Origin of the sequence: Dyadobacter chenwenxiniae, assembly GCF_022869785.1 — a bacterium.
GTDB lineage: Bacteria > Bacteroidota > Bacteroidia > Cytophagales > Spirosomataceae > Dyadobacter > Dyadobacter chenwenxiniae.
On sequence record NZ_CP094997.1, the window covers coordinates 2,707,996 to 2,721,211 of the forward strand.

Below are 13,216 nucleotides of genomic sequence, written 5' to 3' on the forward strand. Positions count from 1 at the left end.
TTAGCTTTTTGCTGCAAGATGGATTGCGGCCCGGATTCGCTGATAAGTGCCGCATCGGCAAATGTTTCCTGACATAGCCCGGTCAATGTCCTGATCATTGGGTGCCGGATTTTCCGTCAGGAGAATGGAAGCTGCCATGATCTGCCCCGATTGGCAATAACCGCATTGCGGAACGTCCACTTCCGCCCAGGCCGACCGGAGTGAGTCTCCTACGTGATTATTCAGGCCTTCAATGGTAACGATTTCTTTCCCGGCTGCGCGGGACACCGGCGTGATGCAGGACCGTATTCCGTCCCCATCCAGATGCACCGTACAAGCCCCGCATTGCGCCGCGCCGCAGCCGAATTTTGTTCCTGTCAGACCCAGTACGTCACGGATTACCCATAGGATTGGCATTTCGCCCGGCACGTCCAATGTATGATTGTCCCCGTTCACTTTTAGCGTGATCATAGTTGTCTTCTGTTTTAAGGAATGTTATTAAAGCCTAGCTTTTTCGGTACACAGGCAGTGTTCTGATCCGGCTTCCCATAGCGGCAAAAATCGCGTTGGTCAAGGCGGGCATCACTTGCCCCGCAGCCGCCTCTCCTATCCCGCCCGGCTTTTCCTCGCTTGGGACAATGTGCGTTTCCACCAGCGGCATCTCATTCATCCGCAGCGATTTATAGTCATGAAAATTGCGTTGATCCACCAGTCCGGCTTTATAAGTCACTTCGCTGTACAAGGCTGCGGAAAGTCCGTGACCGACACTGCTTTCCACCTGGGCTAAAACACCATCCGGATTGATAGCAATGCCACAATCAACGACGCAGGTTGCTTTGCTGACTTTGACCAAACCTTTCGGATTAACCGTCACTTCAAATATTAATGCGGCAAAACTTCCCATTCCTTTGAAAGCGGCAACGCCCATTCCTTGTCCTTTGGGCAGCTTTTTACCCCAGTCACTTTTCTCTTTAAGCACTTTGAGTACATGAACCAACCGGGGCTCTTCTTTATAGAGCGCGATGCGGTAATCCAATGGATCTTTCCCGGCCGCGTAGGCCATTTCATCCGAAAGGCTTTCCATGGCAAAAATGGTGTGGCTGAGCCCAACCGCCCGCCAGTTGTCTACGGTAACGGGCAAAACTGGCGTGTTCAGTTCGATTTTCTTATTTGCCAATGCATTCACGTGTGCGGCTTGTTGCATGCCTTCAATGGAATATTGATCTACACCATTAATCACCGCCACTTTCTCAAACGGCCCGCCCGTCATCACCGACTGTCCGACACTGATCTGTTTCCAGGCGACTGGCAAGCCATCCTTACCCAGCCCGACTTTGAACCGATGCAAAAATGCTGGCCTGTAACGTCCGCCCGCAATGTCATCTTCCCGCGTCCAGACCGTCTTGACAACTTTCCCTGTCGCCTTTGCAATTTCAACCGCCTCGCGCACAAAATCGGACCTTGTAATATTTCTCCGACCGAATGAACCGCCCAAAAACATAGTATGAATAAAAACTTTACTGATCGGCAAGCCCGTAATTTCAGCGGCTGCATTCTGATCGTCCGTTTGTGTCTGGGTGCCGGTCCACACCTCGCATTTGTCTTTGGTTAAGCGAACCGTTGCATTCAAGGGTTCCATCGGTGCGTGAGCAATGTAGGGCTGGAAGTATTCCACGGATATTATTTTTGCGGAAGTTTTGAGCGCCGCATCTACATCACCTTTTTCCGTTGCGACTATGCCTCCCTGATCTGCTCTTTTTTTGTAATCTGCTAAAAGGCTCCTACTGTCGATCTTCGCGTTTTCTTTCAGGTCCCATTGCACATTCAGTGCATCTCTTCCCCTTCTTGCCACCCAGAAATTATCTCCCAGCACCGCCACTCCCTGCGGAATTTCAACAACCTGCTTTACGCCTGGAATGCTAAGCGCTTTTTCCTTATCGTAACTTTTAATAACTGATCCTTCCAACGGAACCCGTGCTATCACAGCAGTCAGCGCATCAGGTTCGCGGACATCAATGCCGAAAATCGCCTTACCATTTGATTTATCGGGTGTATCGAGCCGTTTTTTGCTTTTGCCAATTATTTTCCAATGCGCTGGGGTTTTAAGAGGCACCTCCGCTGGTGGTTTCAACTTTGCGGCATCGTTCACCAGATCACCATAATCTATTTTCATGCCCCCTGCAATCACCTGCCCGTTTTCTGTGATACATTCGGCAAAGTCAACCTTTGCGCGGGATGCAGCGGCCTGCACCAATAAATGTCGTGCGGTGGCTCCCGCTTTTCGGTATCGTTCAAATTCTGAGGAAATGCTCGTTGACCCGCCTGTGCGCTGTGTGGCATAAACGGTATGATAATATTCCACTGCGGCGGGGGCATGTTCAGCCCGGACTTTTGTCCAGTCGGCATCCAGCTCTTCTGCGATCAGCATGGGCAGCGAGGTCCATATTCCCTGTCCAACCTCGGAGCGTGACAACAGCACGGTCACCTGACCATCCGTTCCGATCCGAAGGTAAGCATTTGGTTTTAAGGTGTCCAGGCTCGCGTTATTCCGTTCTCTTTTGCCTGCAAAAGAATGAAATGGAATGAGCAGCCCGCCTGCCAGGATTGCGCTGGTTGTCAGAAACTCCCGACGGTTGTATTCAGGTATCTTTTCCATCATTTGCAACATTTGTTAATCTGGTGATGAATTGAAATGCATTCCATGCTACTTGTCCGGCAGCACGGCACCTTTGTTTATCCACTCTTTTACTCTTGCGACAAACACATCATGGGAAAGCGGCGGGCGGTTGCCGTATGTAAAGCTGTGCTGCACAAGCGGGTCTTTCTCAACGTGGTCGATAAACCGTTCCATGGTTGCAAAGCCCGTAAAGCTTGAATCTTTGAAACTGGCCGCCAGCTCCCTCGGCGATTTCCCTTCAAAGACCATTTTGCGGTTTGCCGGGGGCAAATGCCAGTTTGGATGCGAAGGAGGCAAATGCGCCCCTTCCAGCTCCGTAGTCTGCGGCTGGTGGCAGTTGGAGCATTTATTAGCATAAACCCCCTTGCCGTCCACGCCGCGGGTAACGCCCTGGGAATGTAAATGGCTGTCATCTCCCTGGAACGGCGTATCTCCCTTCGGATGACAATTCATGCATCTGGGATGCATAAAAACCGTGTATGCGTCAAGGAATGCTCTCTTGGACTCTGCTGCACGCAGGTTAGCTTCCGAAATCTGCTCCATCGGCTTTACGCGAGCAGCGTCGAGATCATCGATTTGATCTTCATGAATCAATTCTTTTGCCTGAACGAAGCACGTCAGAATTACCACGATTGTAGCAAACAAAAAAGGTGAACGGCCAAATTTGATCTCTTTCATATTTCTTGATTATTTGAAATAATTCCTCGTTAAATTTCATTAACTCATTGCCTTATACGCTTCAATTTCAAAGCGTTGATCTTGCTAGTTTAGTGACTTGATCAGAACCAGAAAAAACAAATGCAGCTTGTCGCCGGATCGATCCGACTGCCTCACGTAAGAGAAGTCCAGGTTGAGCTTATCGACCACCGCCAAGCTAACTCCTGCACCTACCCTGTTCCTGGCCAGGTGAATTTCATTTAAATAAATCCAGAACTCATCAACCACATAAGGACTTATTTTGTAGTGATCAAACTTGATATGATAAAACAGCCGCGCCCGGTTCCGATCGTAATGCTTGCTGTCCTTCAAAGTTCTGAACCGGTTCCATATTAGGTTTCTATTTTCTAGCATGAATTTCCTCGAACCTAATTTCAGCGTTGCCCCATTCATGAATGTCGACTCGTCGTTATTCCTTTCTGGTAAGTCCAAAAACAAATAGCCCAGATTAATGTCGAGCAGCCGATTGACCTTCAAAACCGAGTTGGCATAGATAAAGAACATTCCCTGCTGTGGGTTCCAGCCCGGCTGCAAATTGATTGCCGCCGAATCGGACACATTGAATTGTAATGTCGGCATCAGCCAAATCGCCCTGGTTGCCGGAGTTTGAGCATTTGCCTTAAAGCTGAATAGACAAACAAAATGCAAGGCGACGCCTACCCCAAGATTAAATGTAAGCTTCATTTCGGAGCGGTTTCGTCTTTACATATGTTGTAAAGTTGCATCCGCAACTTGCCTTGAAATATTTGCTAAAATGTGCTGCATCGTTGAAACCGAGCTTATATGCGATGTTTTTCAGATTGGCATTTTGTGCCGCCGCCATTTGCTTCGCTTGTCTGATCAGTCGCTCGCGGATGTTTGCCCCGGCCGAAAGCCCTGTTTCGCGTTTGATGACTTTATTCAGATAATTGGGAGTTACCGCCAGTGCATCCGCATAGTCACTGACTTTCTTGAATTCCAAATATTTGCTTTCCAGCAGGCTAAAAAACCGGATTGCCAAAACAGCATCTGATTTGATATCAGGCCCCAGGACAATTGATTTTTGTTTGGATAAATAAATCAAAACAATACGCAGGTAAGCGGACAAAACTTCAATTTTCGAACCGGTGGAATGCTTCAATTCCCATTGCATACATTCGATGACGCTCCCGATTCCTTCTGCACTAAGTTCACCAATTTCGTATATCCTCGACACAAGATTGGAACTATACGCACTTGTAAATTTAAAATTTACTGGTAACATTTCTGCTTGGAAGCGAATCACCAATCCATCCAATTTGTATGCTTGTTCCAAATTGATTGATTGGCCTGGTTTCAGGAGAAGCGCATTTTCTGCTGAAATGGTATAAACTTCCGAACCGGACGACAACTGACAATTACTTCCTTTTATCAAAATGATCTCGACAAACTCGTACTTCGTGTCTGCCCTATTTTTAAAATAGTCAGCAGTCAACACCAGTATTTCCAAGGGCTCAGTCAGATCAGTTTGCATATCAATCGAATTTGCTTTTTCACTTTCAAATTCGATTGCAACCAATTATGTGCCACTTCTGCGTTTATCCTTAAAATAGCGCCTCAATAAATACAATATACTGATTTTGAACACATTAATATATAGAATGACTTCAATTCAATTTATCAAAAACCCATGCAGCTCCGAAATTTTCGGGGGAGGCTTTTTTCAGACTCCGATATTTTCGGAGTCTGTGTGACGAATTCAAAACTTATTTGATTCTGTAAAATTCGTAAAATCTTCGCGTTGAATGCCGAGTTTTGCCATTCTGGATTCCAGTGTAGTAGGCTTTAAATTCAACAATTCAGCAGCTCCATTTGCACCGCGGATCAGCCCTTTTGATTTTCGTAAAATGGATATGATATATTCTCGCTCCGTCTCTCTCTGAATGTTCTTGACATCTTCAAGCGTTGCAATGTTCAATTTGTCGGTGCTTTCAATGCCCTTGTTGGTCAGGCTTCGCTTCAATTCCAGCTTCGATTTCCCGTCATTCAAAATCACAGATTGTTCTATTACATTTTCGAGCTCGCGAATGTTGCCTGGCCAATCATAGGCATTCAATCCTTCCATCATGGATTCGGCAACACCCGGAAAAAGCCTGCCAAATTCGTGGCAAAATTTATTTGCGAAGAATTCGGTCAACGCAGGTATGTCACTTTTTCGCTCCCTCAATGCCGGTAATGTAATGGGAAATACATTCAACCGATAATACAGGTCAAGTCTGAATGTTCCTTTTGCGACTTCCTTTTCAAGGTTTCTGTTGGTGGCAGCAATGATCCTGACATTTACTTTTTTGGAAATGCTGCTGCCAATGTATTCGACTTCCTTTTCCTGCAAAACACGCAAAAGCTTCACCTGCATATCCAATGGAAGCTCTCCGATTTCATCCAGAAAAATAGTCCCGTCATTGGCTTGTTCAAACTTGCCCTTACGCTTTTCGCTAGCACCGGTAAATGCGCCCTTTTCGTGGCCGAACAACTCCGATTCTATCAATGCAGAAGGAATAGCAGCGCAATTGACTTTGACAAATGGGCCATTTTTCCTCGGCGAATTGGAATGGATAGACCGTGCAATATTCTCTTTACCAGTGCCACTCTCGCCAAGGATCAGCACGGAAGTCGTGTAGGGAGCAACTTGCATGGTTAGATCCAGGGCGCTCAGTAAAAGGGGATGATTACCAATAATGCCTTTGAAACCGGATTGAAATATTGCTGCACTGTTCTTTGGTTGTACCATATTGGATGATAAGGCCGGTGATTCGGCAGTATCAAATCCAGTTTGCGCAACGTCGCTCAAATGGGTTTTCAGACTTTGCAACAAATTAATGTGCCTTGTCGAATAAGCATTAGGCTGTCGGCTGTAAAAGAAATAATGAACAACCAATCCATTATGCAAAGCCACAGGCAAAACTAGATACGATTTCAATTTGAATGTATCGGCAAGGACCTTCTGAAGTGTTACCGGCGCAGACATTTCGACAGCAGATAAGTCATCGTAAATATTCGCATCCGTGTCTATTGGACTATTGTCCGCCACCATCGCGAGCGCAGGATCCTTCAAACCTAAAATGGTCGCAAACTCTTTTTTGCCTAAGAACTGATACTCGTTGAAACCGATACGTAAATAAGCCAGATCATTAAACTGCCCGGTTTTAAATGGCCTCGTACCAGAAGCAATTAGATCAAAGGGAACAAATGGCTGAATGACCCCGGCCATTTTCAACAACTTTTGATCAGCATCCAGCACTTCCTGGCTGATATCGCTCATCTGTTTTTGTAAAAGAGTTTCCTGGCGCAACTTTGAATCCAGACTGTGCGTGTGGCGATACCACGCAATGTCCAATGAAACGAGTAAATCTTTTTCCCTAAACGGCTTGACTAAAAACCCATCCGGCTCCGTAGACTTGGCTTCTTCCAGTATTTTCTGGCTCGAATTGGCCGACAGATAAATGAAGGCAATATTTTCAGCACGTAATGTTCTGGCAAAATCAATTCCCGACAACTTACCTTTCAACTGGATATCAAGAATGACAAGATCCGGCTTTTGTTTCTTAATACTTTCGTCCGCTTCTTCCACCGAAGCCGAGATGCCATTCACCTTGTAACCGGCCTGCTTCAAAACTACGCGCAGGTCATTGGCTACAATAAATTCATCCTCTACGATAAGCACATTACCACTCATATAAACAGGTATAATTTAAAAAGCTAATTTACCAAATTAAATCTGACAGTGATATGTACGCCATGATCACTTTCTATTTTGAACACACCATTCAATTGCTTTGTTAGCCCTTGCATCAGATCCAGCCCCAGGGAATTATGCTGCATAATGTCCAAACCTGCCGGCAATCCGACACCATTATCCGATATCCTGAGCAGTATATGTTCCGCTCCGTCGCGATGCAGATCAATGCGGACGCCACCCATTTCCACATTTAGGAAAGCATATTTGATTGCGTTAACGATCCCTTCATTGATGATGAGCCCCAGTGGAATGACTGATGCCACATCCAGGTACAATGCTTCAATATATTGCTCGAAAGTGATACGGTTTCCTGTTGAAAAACTGTCTTGCAAGTTACAGACCAATTCATTGACATATTCCTTCATGGAAATAGTGGACATGTTCTGATCCATGTAAAGTTTCTGATGGATCAGTGACATGGCCTGCATCCGTCGAAGGCTGTCTTTTACAGCAAGAATCGCAGCATCGTCTTTTAGATACGCGGTTTGTGTATTGAGCAAGCTTGTAACGATTTGAAGGTTATTTTTTACTCGGTGATGCACTTCCGTAATCAGCCATTCTTTTTCTTCCAGCAATTTATTTTGCTCGGCATTAAGTGTTTGCAAGAAATGGTTTTTGCGGTCCAGCTCCTTTTGATTTGCTTCCAGTACGCGGTTACTTCTTTGTTTGATCAGATATCGATTATAAAGCAGTCCGATAATCACGAGCAATAATCCCGCGGCTGCCAGCATAATGTTTTTCAGTTCATTTGCCTGTTTATTTTTATTATGGAGTAATTCAATATCTTTTTTCCTTTGTGCAGTTTCATATTGAACCTGTAATTCCTCGATTTGTCTGCTTTTTGCAATACTGAAGATGGAATCATTTAATGCCTTATTTCTCAGCAAATACTGCATAGCTGAAATGTAATTTCCGGCCGCAGAATCTGCCTTATATAGCACCATGTAAAGCCCCTTAGTTTCTGACAATGAGTTAATTCCCTCTGATGCATTTAATGCTTTCTTTAAATAAAGTGCGGCCGTCTTATATTCTTTTTTACTTAAAAAATATTGCCCGATTTCATTATAAACATCAGTATAGATTTCATTGTTATTCTGCAACTGACTACTAATCGTTATTAATTTGTTATAGTATCGATCCGCCTGACGATTTTGATGCGCCGAGCGATAGCAATAAGCCAGAGAGGCCGCCATGCTTGCTTCCGCATATATCCCAAAAGGCTTATTATTTGTCTGATAGGCAAGCATAAATGCCAAAGCCTCCTTTTCCCTTTTTAATTTTATTAATTCTCTGGCCAAAAAACCTGCGTCCCTGATTGTGTAGGGATTGCTATCATCAGCAAGTAATTTCCGTCGTACCACTTTTCGATACCATTCCAAACTTTTTTCATGTTTTCCCAGCTCTCTATACATATTGGCAAGGCGACTGTAAAAGGTAGTTGCCCTAGCAGTATCATGTGTAGCCTCCATTCCCTCAATGGTTTTTAACCCATAAAAAATAGCCTTACTATACTCACCTTTATAACGGTAAGTAACTGACAATAAATCATATACATAGTGAATGTTTTGATAGCCTATCGCTTTGTAACGCCGAAGGACCACAAGCAGCTGCGATTCAGCAAGCGCCAGTCTGCCTTGCACCAGATTAATGTCGGCAATGCTTTTTAATGCTTCGATTTCTTTTGCTTCGCTACCCGACTGCTTGTAAAGCGCAGCCATCTGTTGATAGCAATACAACCTGGTAATGCCGCTATTATCGCGCGACGAGATCAACTTGGCGAGCTCTTGCCATATACTGGCCTGGATTTCTTCTTCGCCGGGTATGTTAATACAGTCAATCAGTTCTTTAAATTTTTTCTTTCCAACATTTACATTTCCGTTTTTAAACTCAAAGATTGCGCGGGCATGAAGAGTTTCATTTTGCCATTTTTGAGCAGAAAGCGTCTTGGCATTTTTGTCTGCATCTAGCAAAAAAGCAAGTGAACTGTCTGTGTCGGCCTTCGTTTTATTTTGCTTAGCCATGTAATAATTGGCCAGAGTGATGGCAAATCGAATGCGGGTGGAATCTCGCAATGTGCTTAATAAGCTGATGGCAGATTTCAGCTCATTATTTTTAATAAATAGATCTCCTTTCAATAAGATCGCGTCGTCCTGTCCCCTTTGGTATTTCAAAGCTTGGCTCAAATAAAACATTTTATTTGCGAAATATAGCGCGCTGTCAGCGTGGCTTTTCAACTTGCCGGCACTATTAAGATAATGCCGGCTTAGCTTGTCATAAATATGCACGCGATGGGTATCAGCCTTGCTATTACGGAGCTGCAACAGTAATTCTGGATGATTATCTTTTCCTTTTTTGGAAACGTCACGTAGCGGGGCCATTAATAAAATGGCAGAGATAATGATCGGGAAAATTATTCTGGCCTTACCAAAATGCATGTTAATCAACTTATTGATCTGCCCAATATCCGTTGACCGACCAAACACAAAAATGCAATGGTACTAATTTTCTGTTATAACGACTATGTATAAATGACGACTGATGTTGTCAGAATCGGGACAGTTTCTTGTAGCAGTATATGCGAAAACGGAAAAGTGCGGAACTGTGCTACTAAAACCAGGTACCAGCCGCAATTAAAGCAGACAAGCTTTCAAATAAGTTTGTGCTCCTCCGTGAGAAGCCCGGGGCGGCTCACTGTTACTTTCTTAAACAGGGGCGTAAAGTACGTTTGGCTCTTAAAACGCATTAAAAGTGCAGTCTCGAAATAAATGTTGGGCCCCGGAGAAAGTACAATTTAACGTGAGATTGGAGCGGTTAACTGAACAATTTCAACGCTCTGAATGCTAATAGTCCAGAAACTGGAAGGATGAATAAAGTTCGCTTAAACCACCGATTAATTCAGACATTAACTTTCATAGATAAAATCTATTATCTGGTAATATGAGTTTTGCTAATCAGAACAATGTGCTGCAACCTATTTGACGCTTATTTGAAGTGGAATCGATAAACCTACCTTTACGCAATTCATGGCGACCAATGTGCGAAAGCGTTTCATATTCGGATTGTTAAAAAATAGACGCCTGGTTAATAATTCGTAATCACCCATACTGGCTACTGAGACAACTAAAACAAAATCCATTTCACCGGTTACATAATAACATTGTTGTACTTCGGGTGTTGCAAGGAAAGATGCCTTAGCCTGGTCAATTAAGTCTACATGCTCGCTTTCCAGTTCAACTTCGACTATTATCGTAATGCGTTGGCCAACTTTTTCGGCATCCAAAACAGCAATGTTAGCTCGAATGACCCCATCAGCCTCCATCCGCTTGATACGACGATTAACTGCCGCAGCTGAAAGGTTGACTCGCTCTCCTATGGTCCGCTGGGGAGTAAGATTCCCTTCCTGGAGAATGGCTAAAATTTCAATATCAAAATGATCCAAAGACATTATTAAAGAATATTGGCAATACAAAGGGCAAAATGAAACAAAATTGCAGATTTACATAGATTTTAGAGAAACTATTTCAATGAAAGCGTAATATTTTTGCAGATAATTAAAGTCGATTTGTAATTATCATAAAAATGAACCCGAAAATTAGCACCCTGGTATTTTTCATGTGTCTGTATGCAAATATCCTTTTTGCTCAAAAAACCATCTCTGCGGCTCCTGACCAGCTCTACAAAGACATTGTTAAAGCGGACAGCCTCCTGTTTAATGCCTTTAATCATTGTGACAGCTTAACGTATCGTAAATTCATAAACAATGACATCGAGTTCTATCATGACCTAGGCGGTTTAAACGTAGGTGCTGATTACGAAATGCGCTCTATAATGGAGATGTGTGCCAGAGGCAATCAAATCAGGAGAGAACTAGTCAAAAGCACTTTGGAAGTACATCCAATACAGGGATATGGTGCTGTTGAAATCGGAGTGCATACATTTTATCACACCAACAAAGGCCAGACACAGGAAAAAGTCAGTGGAACTTACAAATTTGTTCAGCTATGGCAGTTCAAAGACGGAGCCTGGAAATTAGCCCGGGTTATTAGTTACGGTCACAACGAGATGCATAATGATTAAGAAAGTCTTCCGTGCTCTCGTTTTTGCCTTTCTGGTCTCGGCAGTGCATGCTCAAATTAAAACCCTAAACGGAAATATAGTCTCGAGGGCATCCCTTGATCAGTTTCTGGCATCCCAGGTGAATCCAGGTAACTTGCCTGGTTTGTCCATAGCAATCATTAATAATGGAAAGATTGTTTATCACCGGTCTATGGGAACCACAAGTATGGAAACTCACGCACCCTTAAATGACCAGTCCATTTTTGAGGCTGCATCTTTATCCAAAACTGTTTTTACTTATTTTGTATTAAGACTCGTTGATCAGGGCATTTTGAATCTGGATACGCCATTATATAAGTACATGCTGTATGAAGACATATCTGGTGACGAGCGCTATAAATTAATCACCGCACGAATGGTGCTTGAACACACCTCTGGCCTTCCAAACTGGCGTACATCAGATCTGGCCGATAGTGCAAGACATATTGCAAAAGGAACGCTCTACCTCAAATTTAAACCAGGAACAGCGTACGCTTATTCCGGAGAGGGATATTACTACTTATCGAGGGTGATTGCAAAACTTACAAAGAATGAACTGACCACTCTGGATGTTAATTTTCAAAAAGAGGTCTCAATACCATTGGGCATGTCCTATGCCTGGTTTAGTGTTAATCCGTTCATTACCAGTCACAAAGTGACAGGATACATGAATGGCAAAGCTATTCACCGATGGCCCGGTTCATTGCCAAAGCAGGATTCGACCTGGTTTGGAGCAGCGGGAGGCCTGCATACTGAGGCTGTAAGCTATGCCACTTTTTTAATTGCGCTGATGAAAGGCCATGGACTTAAAAAGGGAACTGCCGATGAATTATTCAAGGTGCAAGTAACACTTCCGGCTGATGGAAACTATGACGGCGACACGGGTTGGGGGTTGGGTATTGGTATCAGACCCGGGTTTCAAGGCACCGATTATAATCACCGGGGTAACAATGGCAATTTTCAATCCTATTACCGGATCAACCGAGACCAGCAAAGTGGATTTGTCTTTTTTACCAATTGCGACAAAGGGGGAGATTTTAATGAACGGCTTGAAAAATTCTTTCTGACGGGAAGGTAATCAGAATCGGTAAGATCAAACCAACCTTTAATTTAATTAGCTATAAGCCATGAAAATTCTATTGCTTCTCATATGCTACATCTTTGCATTAGATGTCACTGCACAAAATCAAGAAACTCCTTTTCAGTCATGTAATGTGAAAGGGAGCACGACCATTTATGATTATAACAAACATCAATGGACTACCACGGACGAATCTGACTCCCACATAGGGAGCCAACCAGCTTCTACTTTTAAAGTTATCAATCTATTGATTGCGCTTGAAACTGGTGTAATCAAAAATGAAAACGACATCATCAAGTGGCCTGGGACAACAGATACCACACTTTATGGCTATCGTCCGGATATTTACAGGGACATCTCTGTAAAGGAGGCATTTGAATTATCAGCCGGGTGGGCCTTCATTGAGCTTGCCAAGCAAGTCGGTCGGGAAAAATACAAAAAGATTTTAGAGAAGTCAAAATATGGTAATGGAGACCTTTCCGAGCAAGGAGACGATTTCTGGAATTTTGGAAAATTCGCTATATCTCCCCGTAATCAGATTGAGTTTTTGATCAATGTATATGAGAATAAGACTCCCTTTTCAAAACAGAACATCGCTATTTTAAAGAAAGTGATGGTTACAGAGCATACAGACAGCCATACTTTAAGATCCAAAACAGGATGGACCCGGGTTGAAGGAAATGATATTGGCTGGTGGGTGGGTTATGTGGAATCAAAGGGAAACGTATATTTTTTCGCAACCCGAATTACTAAACCACGCTCAGTATCAAATCCTGGCTTTGGAGAATGCCGTAAAACAATTACGAAAGAATTTCTAAGCCAACTAATGGCGAATTAGGGCTGATAGAATTGCGAATAGTAGCCGAAGAAGAATTCAGCATGAACTACCTACGGATGATTTAATTCCAAC

General features: G+C 43.6%; 11 protein-coding genes. 3 read left to right on the forward strand and 8 right to left on the reverse strand.

Annotated features, from left to right (window positions below):
- From MUK70_RS11170 to MUK70_RS11205, 8 genes are all read right to left on the reverse strand, one after another.
- The gene (locus tag MUK70_RS11170; protein WP_234658648.1) at nucleotides 1-450 is read right to left on the reverse strand and encodes a (2Fe-2S)-binding protein; all 450 of its coding nucleotides are present in this window, start codon (nucleotides 448-450) and stop codon (nucleotides 1-3) included.
- A gap of 34 nt (nucleotides 451-484) precedes the next feature.
- On the reverse strand, nucleotides 485-2,638 hold the full coding sequence (locus MUK70_RS11175; RefSeq protein WP_234658649.1) for a xanthine dehydrogenase family protein molybdopterin-binding subunit: 2,154 nt from the start codon (nucleotides 2,636-2,638) through the stop codon (nucleotides 485-487).
- Between the two features lie 45 nt (nucleotides 2,639-2,683).
- Entirely contained in the window at nucleotides 2,684-3,334 is a 651-nt protein-coding gene (locus MUK70_RS11180) for a hypothetical protein (protein ID WP_234658650.1), read from the reverse strand.
- A gap of 84 nt (nucleotides 3,335-3,418) precedes the next feature.
- Nucleotides 3,419-4,057 carry a DUF2490 domain-containing protein gene (locus tag MUK70_RS11185; protein ID WP_234658651.1) on the reverse strand — a complete coding sequence of 213 codons (639 nt, stop codon included), beginning with the start codon at nucleotides 4,055-4,057 and terminating at the stop codon, nucleotides 3,419-3,421.
- Complete coding sequence (locus MUK70_RS11190; protein ID WP_234658652.1) at nucleotides 4,041-4,865, reverse strand: helix-turn-helix domain-containing protein; 825 nt, start codon at nucleotides 4,863-4,865, stop codon at nucleotides 4,041-4,043. The genes MUK70_RS11185 and MUK70_RS11190 overlap by 17 nt, the downstream gene beginning before the upstream one ends.
- A gap of 225 nt (nucleotides 4,866-5,090) precedes the next feature.
- On the reverse strand, nucleotides 5,091-7,067 hold the full coding sequence (locus MUK70_RS11195; RefSeq protein WP_234658654.1) for a sigma 54-interacting transcriptional regulator: 1,977 nt from the start codon (nucleotides 7,065-7,067) through the stop codon (nucleotides 5,091-5,093).
- Nucleotides 7,068-7,090: 23 nt separating this feature from the next.
- Nucleotides 7,091-9,565, reverse strand: coding sequence for a tetratricopeptide repeat-containing sensor histidine kinase (locus MUK70_RS11200; protein ID WP_234658656.1), 2,475 nt, complete (start codon nucleotides 9,563-9,565; stop codon nucleotides 7,091-7,093).
- 536 nt (nucleotides 9,566-10,101) lie between these two features.
- Nucleotides 10,102-10,575 (reverse strand): Lrp/AsnC family transcriptional regulator, encoded by a 474-nt coding sequence (locus MUK70_RS11205; protein WP_234658658.1) that lies wholly within the window; start codon nucleotides 10,573-10,575, stop codon nucleotides 10,102-10,104.
- 134 nt (nucleotides 10,576-10,709) lie between these two features.
- Here MUK70_RS11205 and MUK70_RS11210 point away from each other — a divergent pair, with 134 nt between their 5' ends.
- Genes MUK70_RS11210 through MUK70_RS11220 form a run of 3 tightly spaced genes read left to right on the forward strand, consistent with a single transcriptional unit; the run spans nucleotide 10,710 to nucleotide 13,144 of the window.
- Nucleotides 10,710-11,207: a nuclear transport factor 2 family protein gene (locus MUK70_RS11210; RefSeq protein ID WP_234658660.1), complete on the forward strand. Its 498-nt coding sequence runs from the start codon at nucleotides 10,710-10,712 to the stop codon at nucleotides 11,205-11,207.
- Nucleotides 11,200-12,303 carry a serine hydrolase domain-containing protein gene (locus MUK70_RS11215; protein ID WP_234658661.1) on the forward strand — a complete coding sequence of 368 codons (1,104 nt, stop codon included), beginning with the start codon at nucleotides 11,200-11,202 and terminating at the stop codon, nucleotides 12,301-12,303. Before MUK70_RS11210 ends, MUK70_RS11215 begins: the two co-directional genes overlap by 8 nt.
- A 49-nt stretch (nucleotides 12,304-12,352) precedes the next feature.
- Nucleotides 12,353-13,144, forward strand: coding sequence for a penicillin-binding transpeptidase domain-containing protein (locus MUK70_RS11220; protein WP_234658662.1), 792 nt, complete (start codon nucleotides 12,353-12,355; stop codon nucleotides 13,142-13,144).
- Nucleotides 13,145-13,216: the final 72 nt, after the last annotated feature.